Origin of the sequence: Prevotella sp. khp1, assembly GCF_900102205.1 — a bacterium.
In the GTDB taxonomy this organism is placed as follows: Bacteria; Bacteroidota; Bacteroidia; order Bacteroidales; family Bacteroidaceae; genus Prevotella; species Prevotella ruminicola.
In genome coordinates, this window is record NZ_FNJZ01000004.1 from 101,622 (window position 1) to 122,243 (window position 20,622).

General features: G+C 49.8%; 11 protein-coding genes. 7 read left to right on the top strand and 4 right to left on the bottom strand.

The window, feature by feature from the left end:
* Window positions 1-21: 21 nt before the first annotated feature.
* Entirely contained in the window at window positions 22-2,478 is a 2,457-nt protein-coding gene (locus BLR73_RS11540; RefSeq protein WP_091862152.1) for an outer membrane beta-barrel family protein, read from the bottom strand.
* Between the two features lie 130 nt (window positions 2,479-2,608).
* Window positions 2,609-3,892 carry an O-acetylhomoserine aminocarboxypropyltransferase/cysteine synthase family protein gene (locus BLR73_RS11545; protein WP_013063038.1) on the bottom strand — a complete coding sequence of 428 codons (1,284 nt, stop codon included), beginning with the start codon at window positions 3,890-3,892 and terminating at the stop codon, window positions 2,609-2,611.
* Between the two features lie 144 nt (window positions 3,893-4,036).
* Between BLR73_RS11545 and BLR73_RS11550 the strand changes: the two genes are divergently transcribed.
* Window positions 4,037-5,011 (top strand): S66 peptidase family protein, encoded by a 975-nt coding sequence (locus BLR73_RS11550; protein ID WP_091862155.1) that lies wholly within the window; start codon window positions 4,037-4,039, stop codon window positions 5,009-5,011.
* Window positions 5,012-5,015: 4 nt separating this feature from the next.
* On the opposite strand, the gene BLR73_RS11555 is transcribed toward BLR73_RS11550, so the two are convergent.
* Window positions 5,016-5,432: a DUF6078 family protein gene (locus BLR73_RS11555; RefSeq protein ID WP_255327354.1), complete on the bottom strand. Its 417-nt coding sequence runs from the start codon at window positions 5,430-5,432 to the stop codon at window positions 5,016-5,018.
* 73 nt (window positions 5,433-5,505) lie between these two features.
* Here BLR73_RS11555 and BLR73_RS11560 point away from each other — a divergent pair, with 73 nt between their 5' ends.
* Window positions 5,506-7,062: a carboxylesterase/lipase family protein gene (locus BLR73_RS11560; RefSeq protein WP_176763683.1), complete on the top strand. Its 1,557-nt coding sequence runs from the start codon at window positions 5,506-5,508 to the stop codon at window positions 7,060-7,062.
* Between the two features lies 1 nt (window position 7,063).
* Here the strand turns inward: BLR73_RS11560 and BLR73_RS11565 are convergent, their stop codons facing one another.
* On the bottom strand, window positions 7,064-11,047 hold the full coding sequence (locus BLR73_RS11565; RefSeq protein WP_091862161.1) for a hybrid sensor histidine kinase/response regulator transcription factor: 3,984 nt from the start codon (window positions 11,045-11,047) through the stop codon (window positions 7,064-7,066).
* A 219-nt stretch (window positions 11,048-11,266) separates the two neighbouring features.
* Here BLR73_RS11565 and BLR73_RS11570 point away from each other — a divergent pair, with 219 nt between their 5' ends.
* Genes BLR73_RS11570 through BLR73_RS11590 form a run of 5 tightly spaced genes read left to right on the top strand, consistent with a single transcriptional unit; the run spans window position 11,267 to window position 20,547 of the window.
* Window positions 11,267-12,235 carry a glycoside hydrolase family 43 protein gene (locus BLR73_RS11570; protein WP_233456391.1) on the top strand — a complete coding sequence of 323 codons (969 nt, stop codon included), beginning with the start codon at window positions 11,267-11,269 and terminating at the stop codon, window positions 12,233-12,235.
* Window positions 12,236-12,268: 33 nt separating this feature from the next.
* Complete coding sequence (locus BLR73_RS11575; RefSeq protein ID WP_091862166.1) at window positions 12,269-14,278, top strand: hypothetical protein; 2,010 nt, start codon at window positions 12,269-12,271, stop codon at window positions 14,276-14,278.
* 30 nt (window positions 14,279-14,308) lie between these two features.
* Window positions 14,309-17,623 carry a SusC/RagA family TonB-linked outer membrane protein gene (locus BLR73_RS11580; RefSeq protein WP_233456392.1) on the top strand — a complete coding sequence of 1,105 codons (3,315 nt, stop codon included), beginning with the start codon at window positions 14,309-14,311 and terminating at the stop codon, window positions 17,621-17,623.
* Window positions 17,624-17,645: 22 nt separating this feature from the next.
* Complete coding sequence (locus BLR73_RS11585; protein ID WP_091862170.1) at window positions 17,646-19,493, top strand: RagB/SusD family nutrient uptake outer membrane protein; 1,848 nt, start codon at window positions 17,646-17,648, stop codon at window positions 19,491-19,493.
* Window positions 19,494-19,521: 28 nt separating this feature from the next.
* Window positions 19,522-20,547, top strand: a complete 1,026-nt coding sequence (locus tag BLR73_RS11590) for a family 43 glycosylhydrolase (RefSeq protein WP_232221034.1) — start codon at window positions 19,522-19,524, stop codon at window positions 20,545-20,547.
* Window positions 20,548-20,622 lie beyond the last annotated feature (75 nt).

Below are 20,622 nucleotides of genomic sequence, written 5' to 3' on the forward strand. Positions count from 1 at the left end.
ACGCTTTATTCCATCTTTTTCTTACATATCGCTGCCGATGCTGTTCAACATCTCGCCCTGCGACTGCTGCTCGATGAAGTCGTTCTGTACGCGGCTCTGATGCTGCTTCTGCGATACTCTTGAGTTGCCGAAGGTGTAGCTGACGGTGAAGGTTACGCCGTAGATGGGCACCTTGATGCTGGTGTTGCTGGTAAAGTCCTTACCGCGGCTTGATGTCTCAATATTGATGTTGCCGCCCTTGTTCAGTCCCATCAGTCCTGAAATGCTCAGGTTCAGCTTATCCTTGAGCAGACTCTTCGATACGCTGGCTGTTACCAGGTTGAAACCGCCGCTGTAGCCCTGCAGGTTGTAGCTCTTGGTAGAGGTGATGGCAAAGGCGCTCAGCTTCAGGTCCCAAGGCAGTGTCTGCTGTATGCCGGCCATGATGTTAGCTGTCCAACCGCTGTTTTTCTGGTCGAGGGCTGTACTGCGCAGGTCGGTGTAGTTCAGACCGCCGTTGAAGAAGATACGGGTATCCTTTGTGAGCAGGTAGTTAACATAGCCGCTCAAACCAGTCTGATGACTCTTTACAACGTTGCCGTAGGTGGTGTTCAACAGGTTGTCGGTATCGTAGAAACTGTACTGCGAGATGGCGTTATCCACAAAATTGTGATGCAGGTTCAGGTTCACCATCAACTTTGATGTAAAGGCATTGTAAACCAGTGATACGTTATGTGCCTTCTCTACATCCAGGTCGGGGTTACCGTAGCTCAGTGCAATGGGGTTGGTTTTATCTACGTATGGGTTAAGATATGAGATACCAGGACGACTGATTCGCATATTGTAGGTAAGACCGAGATTTGAACCTTGCGAGATGGTGTACTGCATGCTGGCTGTAGGAACCAGACTACCGTAACTGGTGCTGAAGTCCTGACCGTTACCCAAATGGTACTCTACATCCTGCCAGGTATATTCGTAACGCAAGCCTGCCTTCATACCGAACTTGCCAAAGTTGCCTACATACTCGCCATAGCCAGCCAAGATAGAGTTCTTGTACTCGTAATCGGAGCTTGAGTTGGGATCGTAGGTGCCCTTCAGATAGTACTTGGCATCTGATGTGGCATCGTGCAGTTGCAATTTACTACCCATACTCAGTGTTTGTCCCTGTGCCAGTGGCATGGTGTAGTCGAGCTGGAAGATGTGGTTGGTGGTCTTATCCTTATTCTCCGAGAAACGGTCGGTCAGATCGATAATGGTCGAGCTTGTTCCAAAGTTGTTGGTCATCTCGGTGGTGGCGGGGCTGTAGTTCAACTGGTAGGTCAGAGCCAGGCTTTGGGTGTGCTCCTTGTTGAAGAAGCGCTGGTAATCGATACTTCCGCTGAATGAAGTACGCGAGTTCTTCATATCTGTAGTACTGCCGTAACTGAATCCATTGCCGTAAGCGTTGCCACCCATGGTGGTGGTAGATGTGCCGGTGCTCTTCATGTTCATCGAGTTCACCTGGGCAGTCAGGTTCAGCACACTCATCGAGTCGAGCTGGTATCCCAGACTCAAGCTTCCCATGGTGAATGGTGTTTTTACGTTGTTGCTCGATGTCATCAACTGGCTAACTCCGTTGTCCTGAATCTGCTCCATTTCGGTGGTGGTGTTACCAGGCTTGTTGTAGCTGGTCATCACGTTAGCGCTATAGCTCAGCTTACCCTGCTGTCCGTTCAGGAACAGGCTTCCGCCCAACTGCTTGTTACCAGCCGATGCACGTACAGTTCCGTTATAGCCGTTCATGCTCTGTGCAGCCTGTGGGTTCTGCTTGTTCATCACGATGTTCAGTACACCTGCGGCACCCTCGGCATCGTACTTGGCGCCTGGGTTGGTCATTACCTCGATGCTCTTAACGGCTGAGGCTGGCATGCTTTTGAATACCATCGATGGATTGCTCGAGAACATCACGTTGGGCATACCATCTACATATACCTTGAATGATGACGATCCGTTAACGGTGATGTTATCCTGTCCGTCAACCGTTACCATGGGCACCTTACGCAGCATATCCAGTACGGTATTCGATTTCGAATCCTCGTCCTCGGCTACGTTGTAGCTCATCTTGTCGACCTCCATTTTTACCAATGGCTTCTGGGCTACTACCTCAACGCCCTTCAGCATGGTCTCGTTCTCCTTCATAAAAATGGTGCCCAGATCGAGTGGTGTTTCTTTTCCCAGTTCGATGCTCTGGCGCAGCTCTTCCTTACCTACGCTGCTGAATACGATGTCGAACTTACCCTTACCTTTTACCTCCTGCTGGAAGCGACCGTTCTCGTCGGTGATAAACATGGCGATGGGTTTATCGCTCTTGCCTGCCTTAAACACGCGTACGGTGGCAAATGGTTCGCCCTCGTTCAGGGTCTTGTCCATCAGCACACCACTAACGGTAGTCTTCTGTGCCATTACTACTGCTGAGAGTGTCAGCATCATTGTTACCAGGAAAAATCTAATCTGTTTCATACCTTTTATATTTTTAATTTTTACATTCTTGAATTTTTAAATTTTTCTGCTGCAAAGGTATGAAAAATGGGGGCAAGCGTGAAATCTCTTTCGACGTTTACCCCCATGTGTTTCGACGTTTGCCGTCGGCTTATATCTTTTCGAGTGCCTGCTTGATGTCGTCCAGGATATCCTCTACATCCTCGATACCTACTGAAAGACGGATCAAGTCGGGTGCTACACCAGCCTCGCGCAGCTGCTCATCGCTGAGCTGACGGTGGGTGTGACTGGCAGGATGCAGCACACAGGTGCGGGCATCGGCCACGTGGGTTACGATGTTGATCATCTCCAGCGAGTCCATCCACTTAATGGCTGTCTCGCGAGTACCCTTCAGTCCGAAGGCAATCACACCGCAACTGCCGTTGGGCAGATACTTCTGTCCCAGTGCGTAGTACTTATCTGTAGGCAGTCCGCAGTAGTGTACCCAAGCCACCTTATCGTTGGCGTTCAGGAACTCGGCCACCTTCTGAGCATTCTTGCAGTGCTGGGCCATGCGCAGGTGCAGTGTCTGCAGTCCCATGTTCAGCAGGAACGAGTTCTGTGGGGCAGGGATAGAGCCCAGGTCGCGCATCAGCTGAGCCACCAGTTTGGTCATGTAGCCCATCTTGCCAAAGGCCTTTACGTAGGTAAGTCCGTGGTAGCTCTCATCAGGTGTACATAGTCCGGGGAACTTCTCGGCATGAGCCAACCAGTCGAAGTTACCGCTATCCACAACACAACCGCCAACCTGTGTGGCCATTCCGTCCATATACTTGGTGGTACTGTGGGTTACGATATCGGCACCCCACTCAAAGGGGCGGCAGTTTACTGGTGTGGCAAAGGTGTTATCCACAATCAGGGGAACACCGTTCTTGTGAGCAATCTTAGCGAAACGCTCAATATCGAACACGGCACAACCAGGGTTCGAGATAGTCTCGCCAAACACAGCCTTTGTGTTCGGGCGGAAGGCTGCCTGAATCTCCTCGTCGCTGGCTTCGGGCGATACGAAGGTACATTCGATGCCCAGCTTCTTCATGGTGACGCCAAAGAGGTTGTAAGTGCCACCATAAATCTCGTTCGATGTGATGAAGTGGTCGCCAGCCTGGCAGATATTGAACATAGCGTAGAAGTTAGCTGCCTGACCGCTAGATGTGAGCATAGCACCTACACCGCCTTCGAGTGTGCAGATCTTAGCTGCTACCGCATCGTTGGTGGGATTCTGCAGGCGGGTATAGAAATAGCCCTCCTTCTCCAGGTCGAACAACTTTGCCATCTCCTCAGAGTCGTCGTACTTAAACGTGGTACTCTGGATGATGGGCAACTCAATTGGTTCTCCGTTCTTGGCCTTGTAGCCGGCCTGTACACAAAGTGTACCTTGTCTTAGTTTCTTTACCATCTTGATCCTCTTGTTTTACAATTTGCCGGCAAAAGTACAAAAAAGATGGCAATATGCCAAATTTTGGGCGTTTTTCTTGCATAAATTGAAAGAATTGTTTATCTTTGCAACAGAAACATGTCTCCGTGACTATCTATTAACTTTATGACGAAAACAATTGTACCACCACCGTTTCTAATACCGGGTGATAAGGTCGCATTGGTGTCGCCTGCCTACAGGGTAGATGAGGCAGTGATAGCCGAAGCCGCAGCAGTTATCGAGAGCTGGGGCTTACAACCTGTTATCGGTCCTCATACCAACTGTTTGAATGCTGATGTGTATGCAGGCACAGCCGATGAGCGTGCAGCCGATATGATGTGGGCACTGCAGGATGATAGCATTAAGGCCATCATCTGTAGTCGAGGTGGTTACGGCTCTATCCATCTGCTTAACCGTATCAGTAGGGAGAGTTATCGTCAGCACCCCAAGTGGCTGGTGGGGCATGGCGATATTACCACACTGCTTTATGCTGAGGCTGGGGCAGGGGTGATGAGCATGCACGGACCGATGGCATTCCAGTTGGCAGGTAATCTGGAGCCCTGTTCTACGTTGATGCGCAATATGCTGTTTGGCATGGTGCCGCTTTTTAAGGTGCCTGGTAATCCACACAACCAGTGCGGTCATGGCGAAGGTATTCTGATAGGTGGAAATCTGTCGAGCTATTCGGCCATCGCAGGAACAAAGTTCAACCTGCCCGAAGATCAGGACATTATTCTGTTTCTTGAGGAGATGGAAGAGTCGTTGCACGATATCGACCGTTTGTTCTATATGTTGCGACTGCAGTTAGATTTCTCGCGTGTAAAAGGTATTATCTTCGGTACTTTCAGTTCTATCAGGTTCGATATTCAGTACGATAGCGTTGAGCAGATGCTTATTGCGCATCTTAACGATCTGGATATTCCTATTGCCTGCGGACTGCCCTTTGGTGCTAACAGGTGTATGCCGCTGTATGTGGGAGCTACATGCACACTTGATGTAACACCCGATGTAACTACGCTTGCCTTTGATGTTGAGGGCGACGTACAGACTGTTGATGTGGCACCTGCCGATCAACAACTCTTGAAATCACAAAAAGATTAAGTTCTTACCACAGGTAATCTTCTACCTCCCCGTCGAACTTGATGGGGCCTTGCCAGTTGTTGGCACGCATTACCTGTTCTATCACCTTTTGCTGGTCGGGTGTTATCAGGCGTTCGCCCTTACGCATCTGGAAATACTGCTTGCGCCCGAACTTGGCAATCAGCTGTCGACGTATCTTAAACTCCAGGTGCCAAGGCATGTCGTAATACATGTTGGTAAAGCCTTTCTTCTTGATAACACGTATATCTTCGCGATACAACGGACAACTGTCGCTTCCCATCAGTGGGTTATGTGGGTTAACAGACAGGTATGTTTCTCTACTGGTATCGGCATAACGGCCTACCATCCATCTCAAACAGTGCCTGTGCAACGGGCAACTGTCTATAAAACATATAGTATAGTGGTCAACTTTATCTTTCATGTGGCAAATATACAAATAAATACCGAATGTGCATCACTTTTTGCAATAATTTTTCTATCTTTGCGGCATGATTATGAAAAAAATAACTATAAGCCTAATGGTTTTGCTGTTGTGCGCGGTTACGGCAACGGCGCAAGAGAGTAGTGAACTGGTGGTTAGCACCAAGAGTGGAAAGGTGAGCGGCATTGTGCAGGAGGGCACGATGGCGTGGCTGGGTATTCCCTATGCCAAGGTGGAACGACTGATGCCGCCACTGCCTGTGGATAAGTGGAAGGGCATACGCAAGTGCGACCACTGGGGACCGCAGGTGATGCAGCAGACGTGGGGGCAGCAGCTCTCTGAGGATGAGATGTCGGAGAAGAACTCGTGCGTGCTGAATGTGTGGAGCACCGACCTGAAAGCCCGTAAGCCTGTGATGCTGTGGTTGCATGGTGGTGGTTTCGATTCGGGCACGTCGGCCTGGAATCCAGGTATGCAGTTGGCTAAGAAGGATGTGGTAGTGGTAAGCATCAACCACCGTTTGAACATCCTGGGCTTTCTCGACCTCTCGGCAGTATCCAAGAAATACGAATACTCGGGTAATGTAGGTATGCTGGATGTGGTGCAGGCCTTGGAGTGGATTCGTGATAACATCGCTAACTTTGGTGGCGACCCTAAGAACGTAACCGTGTTCGGTGAGTCGGGTGGTGGCGGTAAGGTAGGCACGCTGATGTGTATGCCTCAGGCCAAAGGTTTATTCCATAAAGCCATTATTATGAGTGGCACCATCCTGAACGTGAACAACCACGAGATGACACAGACACTCGGTAAGGCTGTGCTGAAGGAGCTTGGCATCAGCGAGGCCGAAGTGGATAAAATAAAAGATGTGCCTTATCAGACACTCTATGATGCCGGTCAGCGTGCGATGGCTGCCAGTATCGGTACCCGCAAACCGGGCACGCCTATGATGTGGGGCTTCGGTCCAACACCCGATGGTAAGGTGCTGTTGCAACAGCCTTTCCAGCCTACGTTTGCCCAGATATCAGACGACATCCCCGTGATGATTGGTACTACCTTTAACGAGTTACAGCGCCTGCGTTACGATCAGCCCATGACCGAAGATGAGGCTCGTGAGCAGCTGAAGGCTACCTTTGGCGATGATACCGATGCTTATATTGCCGCCTTTGCCAAGGCACATCCCGACTATGTGCCACAGGATTTGCTGTGTATCGACTGGCTGTTCCGTCCCAAAACACTGATTACTGCCGATGCCATGACCAAGAGTCGTAAGACACCTACCTATATGTATATGTTTACCTGGCGCTCGCCTGTAAACAAGGGCTCGGTACATGGTCACGAGTTGAAGTTCTGTTTCAACACCTTGCATCAGTCGCCTAATGAGTTGCCACAGCCATCGGCTCAGGATCTGCTGTTGGCCGATAAGATGAGCAGTGCTTGGGCGCAGTTTGCCCATACCGGTAATCCAAATATCAAAGGGCTACCAGGCTGGCATCCTTATTCGGCTGTGAATGGCGAACTGATGGTGTTCGATCATCGTTGCTATATCCGCAACAATCCCGACCGCCAGTTGCAGCAAATCATCAACCGCCACTGCTTTAAGCAGTTAGATGCGTTTAAACAATCGCACTAAGTTACTGTTTAGTATATTCGGATGGTGCCACGCCAACTACTTTCTTGAATACCTTTGAGAAGTAGTTGGGGTCGGCAAAGCCGCAGCTGTAGGCTGTTTCCGAAACATTATGTCCGTCGGTAATCATCTGGCAAGCCTTTTGTATGCGCTTGTGGCGGATGTAGTCGCCAGCCGAGGTGTTCATCAGATTCTTCATCTTGGTGTGCAGCAGACTGCGACTCATACCTAATTCGGTGGTGATATCGGTAACCGAGAAGTTGGCGTTGCCGATGTTGCTGTCCACCAGTTCCATCAGTCGCTGGATAAAGTCGCGGTCGAGCTGCGTCAGACTGTCGTTCTGTTTCAGCGATTCTTCACCGTCATTAAAGATGGATTGCTGACGGTTCTGTATCAGTTTGAGCAGGTTACTGATCTGTAGCGAAAGCGATTCGGGGTCGAAAGGCTTCAGTACATAGGCATCGGCACCGTTGCGATAACCATCCTTCACGTCCTCGGGATCGCCCTTGGCAGTGAGCAGAATCACGGGTATATGACTGGTGCTCATGTTGCCTTTTATCATGTTACATAGCTCGGCACCGGTCATCACAGGCATCATCACATCCGATACCACCAGGTCGATATCCGAACGACTGATGGCGATGTCCCATGCCTGCTGTCCGTCGGGCGCCGTTATCACGTTGTAATCGGCAGCAAACAGCTGCTCCAGGAATTTCAGCATATCCTCATTATCCTCAACCACCAGCAAGGTATGTTTATGTGTTGCTGAGGCCGATGGGGCAGCAGTGGCCGAAACGGCACTGCCCGCAATGGTAACGGGTGTGGCATCGAGTTTACTGAGATAGTTGCTTACCGTGGCTTGTTCGCTATCGCCTGCTATCTTGTTCTTATCCGAGAATGCGTTGCCAGAGATGTTCAGCAGTATCGTAAACGTGCTGCCCTTGCCCAGCTCGCTCTCTACCGATACCGAGCCTTTATGGATCTCAACCAGTCGGCGGATGAGCGCCAGACCGATACCCCAGCCACTGCTGTTGGTGCTGTAGCCGCGCTTGGTTTGGTAGAAACGTTCAAATATATTCTTCTGCTCGTCTTTGATAATGCCGATACCGGTATCGGTTACCTGCATCTTCAGAAACAGGTCGGGCGAATCCGCCGTCTGTGTAATCTCGGCATGGATGGTGATGGCGCCGCCGTTACCTGTGAACTTGATGGCGTTCGACATGAGGTTGTTCAGTATATGCTCGATATACGAGGGCGAGAACCAACCGTCTTCGCCGTTGTCGATGCAGTTCACGGTGAGGTGTAAGCCCTTGGCCTGAACGGCCTCGTTAAAGTTATCGGCCACCACACCCACAAACTCTACAGGGTTGCCCTGTTGCACGTAGAACGGGAAATTGTCTGACTCAATCTTGTTGAAGGTCACCAGCTCGTTAATCAGGTGTTCCATCTTAGAGCAGTTGCGAATGGCAAGGTTCAGCGATTCGCCCACCTCCTTATCCACCTCGCTGGCGCTGATACTCTTTAGTGGCGCGATGATGAGCGAGAGTGGTGTCTTGAGCTCATGTGATACCATCGTGAAGAAGTTCGACTTCATGCGGTCGATCTCCTCAACCTTGGCTTTCTCCATGTTGGCATAGCGCACCTTGGCCTGCTCTTTCATGCGGATATTGTAGAGCGTGAGTCCGCCCCACACCAGTGCGGCAAAACATATAAAGTATATAATGTACGCGAGGGTGGAGAGATAGAACGGTGCCTTGATAACGATGGTAAGCGTGCGTTCAGGACATTTATCCCAGTCGCTGTCGCAGGTGTTTGCCCTTACGTGCAGCTGGTAGGTGCCCGGACTGAGCAGATAACCATAGAACCGGCTTTCGGCACCTACACTGCGCCATTCCTTATCAATACCATCCACCTTTATCTGATACTGTATGCCCTGCACATTCTCGGGCATCACTACACCATACTCGATGTGGAACGAGTGCGACTCTTCGTAGGTGAGTGTGATGCAGTCGGTATAGTCGATCTGCGAGCGTACCTGATCGTTTACAAACAGTTTCTTGAAATGCACATACATGTTCCTGGCCTCGGTGTGCATCTGTTTGGGCTGGAAGGCTATCAGACCGTCGAAGGTTCCCATCAGCACGCGTCCGTCGGTGGCCAGATAGGTTGATGTGAAGTTAAACTGGTTGACGGGCAGTTCGGCACCTGCCGAGAAACAGCGGGTATGCCCATCGCTCAGTCGGTGGCTGAACAAACCTTGGTCGGTACCAATCCACAAGCTACCCGTTTTATCCTCAACAATGCTGCAAACCGTACATTGGCGGGGTATCCATGTGCCTGCCTGATGAATTTTTCCGTTCTTGTTGTCGAGCCAGAACAAGCCGTTGTTGTTGGTGCCTATCCACAGGCGACCTTTCGAGTCCTCGAATGATGATATGATGTAATTATCGGTCAGTCCGCTGCCGTTATCCCTGCTGTAACTTGTTACCTTGCCGTTGCTGATGCAATACAAGCCGCAAGCTACAGTGCTGGCCCATAACTGGTTGTGGCGATCTACAAACAGCGAGTAGATAAATGTGCGGTCCAGCAGGTCGTCGCCTATCGTGCAGAACGTATCCGATTGCTCGTCGTAGTAGCGCAGTCCCTCCATGGTGGCTATCCACAAGCGTCTGTTCTTATCACGGGTCAGGTAAAAAATACCCTCCGATGTAAGTCCCTTGGTACGGTAATACTGGGTGGTTTTGCGGGTTTGCAGGTTGTAGCGGTACAACCCTTTGAATCGTGTACCAATCCAGATGTCGGCAGTCTTGGCATCGTAGTAGATGCTGTGCGTGTTCGAGTCGAGACCAGGAATCTCGGTAAAAGGTGTGAACAGACCTGTGATAGAGTTGTAGATGTTTACACCCTGGTCTTCGCTAGCAATCCAGAAGATGCCAGGCGATGTCTCGGTAATCATGCGTGGTATGCGCGCCTTTAACTCGCCTTTCGCGGCACTGGGCTCGAAATGGCGGAACTGCGGTTTCTGAGTCGACAGATAATCTACGCCACCGAAGTATGAGCCTATCCAGATGTTGTTCTGACGGTCGGCCAGGATAGTATATACCGCATTGTCCGACAGACCGTCGCTACCATAGTGCTTCTGTGTGAGTATGCTGCTGCCATCGGGATTCAACGTCAGGATGCCGTTCTCGGTACCAAACCAGATGCGGTGCTGCTTGTCCTCGATAATCACACGGATGATGCCGCCGGTTAGTTGGTTGGCGGTATAACGCTGTTGGGCATGACTCTTCAGATTGTAGCAGATGGCACTACCATCGTTGCAGCCCACCCATAGGCGCTGTTTTGAATCAACTAGCAAGGGGAGGATGGCGTTATGGCTTACGGGCTGTCCATCGTTAAGACTGATGTTTAGCGGTAGTATTTTGGTGAGGTTGGCGCTCATCGAGAATATCATCTGACTGGCCGACACGTAGATGTTGCCAGCCCTATCCTTAGCCAGCGAGGCAATGGTGCCGGCATTGAGCGATGGAATCACTACAAACGAGTCGGTCTTGGCATCGTAAGCATACAACTGTCCCGAGCCGGTGAGTATCCTGCCATCGTTGGTTTCTACAAAACTGGTACAGTAGCCCCGCACGTTGAAATAGTTACGGAAGTCGTTGGTTTGGGGGCGATACATGCTCACACCGTTCTCGGTACTAATCCATAGGCGGTGCTTGCTATCCACAAACAATCCATGAACAAAGTTATGCACTAATGAGTTGGGCTGTCCCTCAACATGGTAGTAGGTATCTACATTATAACCATCATATCTGGCCAGTCCGTTACGTGTACCTATCCATATATAGCCGTTGTTATCCTGCACCATGCACTCGACCTGCTGGTTGGGTAAACCGCACGAGGTGTTCAGATGCTGGAACTTAAAGTCGGCAGCATTTACCATGACGCTGGCAAATATCCAAGTAAGGAGTAACGTTATATATCGCATTGCTTCGTTTTTATCTGTGTGCAAATTTAGCGATTAATTCTGATTTTAACCCTATTTTTGTGCAGTAATTCTGTACTTTTGACGATATTACCCGTTTTCAGAACAATATTACCCGTGCCTAATAATCCTTTTTATTACTTTTGCCGCCGAAATCTTTATTACCAACCCAATTGTAACTAAATGTATAAGAAAGCCAATTTAAGATTATCGATGACTCTGATGGCAGTATTTACTGTTTTACCATCATGTAGTTCGAACGACACGGGTAGCGCAGTAGCACCTGTGCCCGAGAAACCATCTGTACCCCAACAGGAAGTGCTGACTGAAGCCGACCCCACCATTTTTGTTGATACCGATGGCACCTATTATTTATATGGTACAGGTAGCAACTCGGATACTGGTTTCTATGTATACCGTTCTGCCGATATGAAAACCTGGCAGGGACCAGTTGGTAAAGCCAATGGATTCTGCTTAACAGGAGCTACCTCGTATGGTACTACAGGTTTCTGGGCACCACAGGTAGTGAAGCGTGGTGATACCTATTATATGTTCTACACAGCCAACGAGCAGATTGCCGTAGCAATAGCCACCTCGCCCAAAGGACCTTTTACCCAGCAGGAGAAAAAGTGCATTGCTACCCCAGGAAAAGCGATCGATCCTTTTCTGCTGTTTGATACCGACGGTAAGGTTTATCTGTATCATGTGCGATTGCAGGATGGCAACCGTATCTTTGTGGCCGAGATGACCGACGACCTGATGGGCATTAAGGAAGAAACAGCCCAGGAGTGTATCCATGCCTCGGAGCTGTGGGAGAATACGGCACAGGCCAGTTGGGGAGTAACCGAGGGTCCTACTGTACTGCATCTTGGCGATACCTATTATATGTTCTACTCGGCTAACGATTTCCGTAATATCGACTATGCCGTTGGTGTGGCTACAGCCTCGTCGCCTTTCGGTCCTTGGACCAAATCATCGCAGTCGGTTATCAATCGTGCCAACATAGGCTATTACGGCACCGGTCATGGTGATATGTTTAAGGATGCCCAGGGCCAGTGGAACTACGTGTTCCATACCCATAACAGCTTTACCGAGGTGAGACCCCGAAAAACTGCCGTTGTAGGATTATCACAGACCAGTCAAGGTTTTGCTGTTACCAATGGCACGTTCCATTACTTATATAAAGAGTAACCCACGCAAGCAACCAACAAAAACTTTTATTATATGTTCAACAAAACTTTTTTATTAACAGTCTTTGCTGCTTTATCGATGAATGCTTCTGCTATCAACATCCAAACGCAGATTAGTATCAAGCAGCCAGGCAACGAGGCAAAAGTTATCCAACTGCAGGCTGATGGCAATCAGCTAAAGCCTGCCGATGGTAAGGCATTGCCTTTACACATAAGTGCGCAGTTGGCAAACGATGGCAACGATCAGGTCTATACCGTTACCATCAAGGCCGATGCCACTACGTATTACAACTTCGGTGCGCAGCTTGCCACAGGCATCAAGTCGGCCGATAGTGAGTTCTATCTGCCAGGTTTCTGGTATCACCGCAACCTGCGCTCGCCCAAGCAGGCGCCGGCTTTCCACACTTCAAAAAGTTGGAACTTCCGCGAGGATCGTCTGTCGTCGCCTATGACCAGTGTCTATGATGAGGCTAATGGTAAGTCGGTGGCTGTTATCCGTCAGCTTGACACCCCACAGGAGTGTATGACTACCCATCAGGCAGGCGAGATTATCCTGAGTGGCGAAACTTCTCTGGGTTACCTGGGTCTTGATTGCGAGCAGCAGGAGGCCAAGCTTACCTTCGGCTATCCTTATATCGAGACCCCTAAGCGCTACATCCGTAAGCTTACCTTGGCTGCCCCCGTATTTGCTTTTGCAAAGATCGAGAAAGGCGAGACCAAGACTATCCAGTGGCGCATCAGTGAGACCGAGGCCAAGGACTTTGGCGAGCACGTAACACTGATGTGGCAGCGCTGCTTCGATAACCTGAAGCCACAGGCATTGAAGCCACTCTTTACGCCTGAGGAGATGAAGAAGGGACTGACTAACTATTTCCGTCAATCGTATGTAAGCAACTATCCCTTGAAGTACAACTCGGGTCACACCTTGCTTACCAGCGATTGTAAGCCTTTCCCCGAGGCACAGGTAGGTTTCTGTGGTCGTGTGCTGCTGAATGCCTTCAATGCTATCGAGTACGGCGAACAGCATGGCGAGCAGGATCTCGTAACCATGGGTAATGAGATTCTGGAGAGCTATCTGCAGCATGGTCTTACCAGTGCAGGTTACTTCTACGATAACGTGAACTTTACACGTGGTTTTCCAAGCGATGATAAGGTAGTACACTCTATCCGTCAGCAGTCAGAGGGTGTTTATGCCATTCTGTTATATCTCAAGTACGAGAAGGCACACGGTCGTCGCCATCCCCAGTGGGAGGCACGTATAAAGGGTATCCTGGATGGATTCCTGAAACTGCAGAAGGCCGATGGCAGCTTTGCCCGTAAGTATCACGACAATGGTACCGACGTGGATGGCACTGGTGGTAGCACACCATCGTCTACCTCAGCCTTGGTGATGGGTTACCGCTACTTCGGTAAGAAACAGTACCTGGAGGCTGCCCGTCGCACTGTTGACTATCTGGAGCAGAATATCATCTCAAAGAGCGATTACTTCTCATCAACCCTCGATGCTAACTGCGAGGATAAAGAGGCTGCCATTGCTGCTGTTACTGCTACCTATTACCTGGCAGCTGTAACCAAGGGTAAGGAGCGCCAGCGTTATATCGACCTGTGTGAAAAGGCTGCTTACTTTGCCTTGTCGTGGTATTACATGTGGGATGTACCCTTTGCACAGGGTCAGATGCTGGGCGACTTAGGTTTGAAGACCCGTGGCTGGAGTAACGTGTCGGTAGAGAACAACCATATTGATGTGTTTGTATTCGAGTTGCCACACATTGTAAAGTGGTTGGGCCAGCAGAAGGGTAACCAGCGTTTTCTGCAGATGCACGATGTGATCTTTAACTCGCTCTCACAGCTGATGCCTACACCCGAGCGCCTTTGTGGTATCTCAGTACCCGGATTCTATCCCGAGGTAGTACAGCACACCACTTGGGATTATGGTATGAATGGTAAGGGATTCTATAATAACCTCTTTGCACCAGGCTGGACTATCGCCTCGCTCTGGGAAATGTATTCACCAACACGAACAGATGATTTTCTGAAGAAATAAACAAAAACAATTAAACCTAAACATCAAGAAATGGAAAAAAGATTAATTACCTCGTTGGTAGGCGCAGCTATGCTGATGGCAGCTTCGCCAGCTTTAGCCGAACGAAATCTGGCCTTATCGGTTCATTCCAGTACTGTAGCAGCCACTCAGCAGCAACGTACTGTTACTGGTACGGTGGTTGATGCACAGGGTGAACCCCTGATTGGCGTTACCGTTAAGGAACAGGGGACGCAGAATGCCGCTGTTACCGATATGGACGGACGTTTTAAACTGCAGCTCAGTAAGAGCGATGCACAAGTGGTGTTTACCTATATCGGTTACGTAGATGTGACTGCTCGTGCAACCGATAACATGGTAGTAACCATGAAGGAAGACCGCAACGAACTGAACGAGATAGTAGTAGTAGGTTACGGTACCCAGAAAAAGGTGAACCTGACAGGTTCGGTGGTATCGGTAAATCTTGAGAAGGAAGCCAACTCGCGTCCTGTTACCACTGTGGCCCAGGCATTGCAGGGCATGGCTGCCGGTCTTGATATCCTGCAGGGCTCAGGTAAGCCCGGCGCCGAGAACTTCTCGGTAAACATCCGTGGTGTGGGAACCATGAACGATGCCAGTCCGCTGGTATTGGTAGATGGTATGGAGATGAGTCTCTCGGATGTGAACCCCATGGATATCGAGAGTATCTCGATCCTGAAGGATGCTGCATCGTGTGCCATCTATGGTAACCGTGGTGCTAACGGTGTTATCCTGGTTACTACCAAGAGTGGTACCGAGGGTAAGGTGAATGTAACCTATACCGGAAGGTTGTCGATCAATAAACCGTCAAGGCTGGTTCGCTTTATGTCGAACTATGCCGACTATATGGAGATGGTGAACGAGGCCAGCGAGAATATCGGTACAGCCGGCAAATATCCACAAAGCGTGATTGACCAGTGGCGTCAGGCTGAGGCTAATCCTAATGGCATTGCCGAGTCGGGCTATCCCAACTACGTGGCTTATCCTAATACCGACTGGTATGATGAAATTTACCAGACCAAGGTAATGCAGGAGCACGCTATCTCTTTGTCGGGTAAGGACACCCGCACACGTTATAACCTTGGATTAACCTACCTTGATAACCCTGGTATGATTGTTCGTTCGGGCGAGCAGAAGTACTCTATCAACCTGAAGCTGATTTCGGATGTAACTAACTGGTTACAGCTGGGTGCTCAGGTATGGGGTACACACAGCGATCGCGACCGTAACAACGTGGATGCCCTATCGAGCTGGGAGTTTCTGAAGACCGTGCCAGGTATCTATCCTTATTACGATGGTAAGTTTGGTGGTATCGAGACTTCGGTTGAGGATGGTGCTGCCCACAACCCCATGCAACTGTTGAATGGCGATGGCGACAGTTACTATAAGACTACCCACGCTTACAGTACCGCCTATGCTCAGGTGAAGTTCCTGAAGGATTTTACCTTCAAGTCAACCTTTGGTTACGACTACTACAATGCCCGTCATAAGTACACCGACGGACAGAACGAGAGCTATAGCTTCAGTCGTAACGAGGTGGTGGCATCGCCTGCTGCACTCGAGGCCCTCTCAAGCTATATGTACTATCACCACTACTATAACTGGAAGATTACCAACACCCTGAACTGGGCTCACACTTTTGCCCAGAAGCACGATGTAGGTGCGTTGGTAGGTTTCGAGGAAGGTAAGAACAGCGATGGTAATACCGATGTGAAGAAGATGGGTATGATTGATGCCACACTGACCGACCTGAATACCCTGACCTCGGAGGAGTACACACGTGGTAACTTTACCGGTTATACCTATCGTTCTTGGTTCGGTCGTTTGAACTATGCCTACGATTCACGTTACCTGTTAGAGGCTAACTTCCGTTATGATGGCTCGTCGCGTTTCTCACCCGATAACCGTTGGGGCTTCTTCCCCTCTGCATCGGCAGGCTGGCGTATCAGCGAGGAGGCTTTTGCCAAGAACTCATTCCTCAGCGTATTCGATAACCTGAAGCTGCGCGCCTCTTATGGTAAGCTGGGAAACTCATCGGTTGATAACTATGCTTATCAGTCGTGGTACGAAACAGGTTACACCACCATGGGTGGCAAGAAGGTGCCCCGTTTCTACCTGAAGAACCTGCCTAACATGAACGTAACTTGGGAGACTACCAAGACCTTCAACCTGGGTCTCGACTTCAGTATCCTCGGTGGTCGTCTGTCGGGTGTTATCGACTACTACGACAAGCAGACTTCTGGTATCCTCTACCGTCCGTCTATCGGACTGATCTTCGGTGATAAGGTGGCTCCATTGCAGAACCTGGCTGGTGTTAGCAACCGCGGTTTGGAGATGACCTTCCGTTGGGAGGATAAGATTGGCGATGTAACCTATGGTGTGGCTGTTAACGGCTCGTTCAACAAGAACAAGGTAACCGACTATAAGGGTGGCATCATTCAGGGATGGGGTGCCGATCCTAACAATCCCGATCCTAACGTGTATTACTCTAACCTTGGTGAGGTTTCGTCGGGTGGTACCCAGCGCCTGGTTGAGGGACACATGATGAACGAGTTCTATGTATATCCTATCTATAGCGGTAACGGAACCTATTACGATGCCAACGGTGTGGTTAACCCCAATGGTGGTCCACGCGATGGTATGATCCGTACGCCCGAAGACCTGAAGTGGGTACAGGATATGATTGCTGCCGGCTACTCGTTCGAGCCACAGCACGCTGTTACCCAGAATGCTATCTGGTATGGTGAGTATATCTATGCCGATACCAATGGCGATAAGGTTTATGGTGGCAGTCACGACCAGCAGTTCATGGGCGAGTCGAATGTGCCTAAGTTCACCTTCGGAATGCAGATGCATGCAGAGTGGAAGGGTATCGACCTCTCGATGAACTGGGGTGGAGCCACAGGTTTCTCAACCTACTGGCGTGAGATTGGTCAGAACTCATCAAACGTGGTATTTGGTTTGAGCATCCCACAGTGGATTGCCGACGATCACTACTTCTATGATCCCAATAACCCCAACGATCCTCGTACCAACATCACTTCGAAGAATCCACGTATGTCGCTCGAGAATCCAAGTATGAGTGATGCCCTCGACAATACATTCCATCTCTATAGCTGCGATTACCTGAAGCTGCGTAACCTTACTATCGGTTACACATTGCCAAAGAGCATCAGCAGAAAGATCTATGCCGAGAACCTGCGTGTTTACTTCTCGGGCGAGAACCTGTGGACTATCACCAGCTTCCCCGGACTTGATCCTGAGATGCGCTCTGGTGAGGGTTATGCTACCATGCGTCAGCTCTCATTCGGACTGAATGTAACATTTTAACCATCAACAATGAATAACCAATATGGAAAAGAAAATAATTAATAATATGTGTCGCAGTCTTATTCTGGCTGCATCGAGTATCGCACTCACGGCTTGTAATGCCGATTTCCTGGATACTCAACCTTCCGACCGTGTAGGTACCGACTTGGTATGGAGTACCTATAACATGGCTGATGCCGTGGTGAATGGCGCCTACGAACGTTTCTACTGGGAGCAGCAGGGCGAATGCCCCGACTGGCAGAACTTTGATGCTGCTACCGATGTTTGCGACCTGGATGCTAACTGGGGTGGTTACGATTGGGCCCGTGGCCGTTGTAATGCCGGTTACTGGGGATTCAACGACTGGTGGAAGCGCTTGTATGAGGAGATTTATCGTACCAGCAACGTGATTAATAATCTGGATAGATGCGAGGCCATGGCGGCCAGCGAGCGTGCCCGTGATATTGCCGAGTGCAAGTTCCTGCGTGCCTGGGCTTACTATCGTGCCAACGTGCTGTGGCGTGGTGTGCCCATCTACACCGAACCTGTTGAGTATGGTGAGGACACCAAGCCCCGTAACACTGCCGATGAGGTATGGCAGCAGATTATCAAGGATTGCTCTGAGGCTATCAACGAGCCCAGTCTGCCAAATAAGTACGCCACCTCTGATAAGAACTACGGTCGTGTAACCAAGGCTTGTGCTTACTATCTGCGTGGTCAGGTTTACATGTGGCTGAAGGATTGGAGCAAGGCTGAGGCTGATTTTGCGGCTATCACCACCATGGGGTTCCAGCTGTTCCCCGACTATAAGAATATGTTCAAGGCTGCCAATGAGCGCAACGATGAGTATATCTTCCAGTATCAGTACACCGACGAGGAGGGTATGGGCTCGCTGTTAGGTCGTACACATGGTAACCGCAATACTTATACCGCCGATGGTTTTGGTTGCTGGAACAACCTGATTCCTAATCCTTACTTTGTAGATTCTTACGAGTATGCCGATGGTAAGCCATTTAATATGGATGAGGTGTTCCCTGGTTACTCAAAGATGGATCCTAAGGCCCGTTCGGTTTACTTCCTGCGCGATGGTCTTGATCCAAATGCTGCCAGCGATAAGCTGAAGGCCGGCTACCAGCAGATGGTAACCTACGGTGCCGACATGAGTCAGTACGATATGGATGGTAACGAGGCCCGCATTCTGGCTATCTATCAGAACCGCGACCCACGTATGCTGATGAACTTCATCACCCCGTACTCTACTTATAAAGGTGGTTCAACTGCCGACTGCTGGGATTATACCCTGCGTTGGCCTTACATTGGATCGGATAATGCTGCTCCTTACGACCTGCGTACCGATACCAACGACCGCTTCTACTACCTGTGGCGTAAGTTTGTGCCCGAGGGTCGTGAAACCAAGAACGGCTTGAACAGCGATATCGATACACCTATCTTCCGTTATGCCGGTGCACTCATCTCTTTGGCTGAGGCTCTGAACGAGCAGGGAAAGACCGATGAGGCCGTGAAATACATCAATATGGTTCGTGCCCGTATTCCAGGATTGGCTCTGCTTAATAGCAACGAGTACACCAAGGTAACTGGTCAGGACAACATGCGTGAGCGTATCCGTAATGAGTATGGCTGGGAGCTTTGTGGCGAGGGCCAGCTCTACTGGAAGCAGCTGCGTTGGGATACATGGCTCGATCGTAAGTTGGGCACCAACCGCGCACTGGTTAGCGATCCTTCACAGCTGAATGGTGCTAATGGTATGACCGAAATCTGGGGTACCAAGCGCTACACCAATAACTATATTGGCGAGCACGTAAAACTGTTTGCTGTGCCACAGGGCGAACTGGAGCGTAATCCTAATCTCACACAAAATCCTGGTTGGTAATATGTTAGTAAAGAATAAAAGAAGTTACATGTTTTCTATAGTTAGTATAATTGTTGGCTTTATGCCTATTCTGGGTTGCTCATCGTCGGACGACGGTGGGCACTCTCAGGATAACAAACCTATCCCTGTTGTTCAGAAGTATCGTAATCCTATCATTGCAACCTCGTTGCCCGATCCCTCTATAGTAAAGTCGCCCGATGGCGTGTTCTATCTCTTTGCTACCGAGGATATCCGCAACCTGCCCATCTATCGTTCTACCGATTTGCTGAAGTGGCAGTATGTGGGTACGGCTTTTACTGATGAGAGTCGCCCCAAGTGGAATCCTGGTGGTGGTATCTGGGCACCCGATATAAATTATGTTGATGGTAAATATATGCTCTATTACTCTAAGTCGACTTGGGGTGGTGAGTGGACTTGCGGTTTAGGTGTTGCTTCGGCCACCCAACCGCAGGGACCTTACACCGATCATGGTGCACTGTTTATCAGCGAGGATATCGGCATACAGAACTGTATCGATCCCTTCTATATCGAGGATGATGGTAAGAAGTATCTGTTCTGGGGCTCGTTCCATGGTATCTATGGTGTAGAGTTGAGTGCCGACGGACTCACGCTTAAGCCCGGTGCCAAGCCTGTACAGATAGCTGGCAACCAGATGGAGGCTACCTATATCCACCATCGCGATGGCTATTACTATCTGTTTGGATCAAACGGCTCGTGCTGCGAGGGCAACAACAGTACCTATCAGGTTATCTACGGACGCTCTGAGAATCTGTTCGGACCGTATGTTACCAAGGATGGCAAGCGTATGTTAGATGGTGCATTCGATGTGCTGTTGCATGGCAGTAACAACGTGGCAGGCCCTGGGCATAATGCCGAGTTTGTTACCGATGATGCCGGTCAGGACTGGATGATATATCATGGTTACATGAGGAGCGATCCTGATGCTGGCCGACAGGTGTTGATGGATCGTGTTGAATGGGTTAATGGCTGGCCTTTGATAGCAGGCAGCCAGTCGTCGGTAGAAAGTAGTTATCCGACGTTTAATTGTAAGTAATTGGTTGGATGGGAGACTTTAACCGGTCTCCCATTTTTATGTATATTTGTGCAAAAATTATAAAAAACCTCAAAA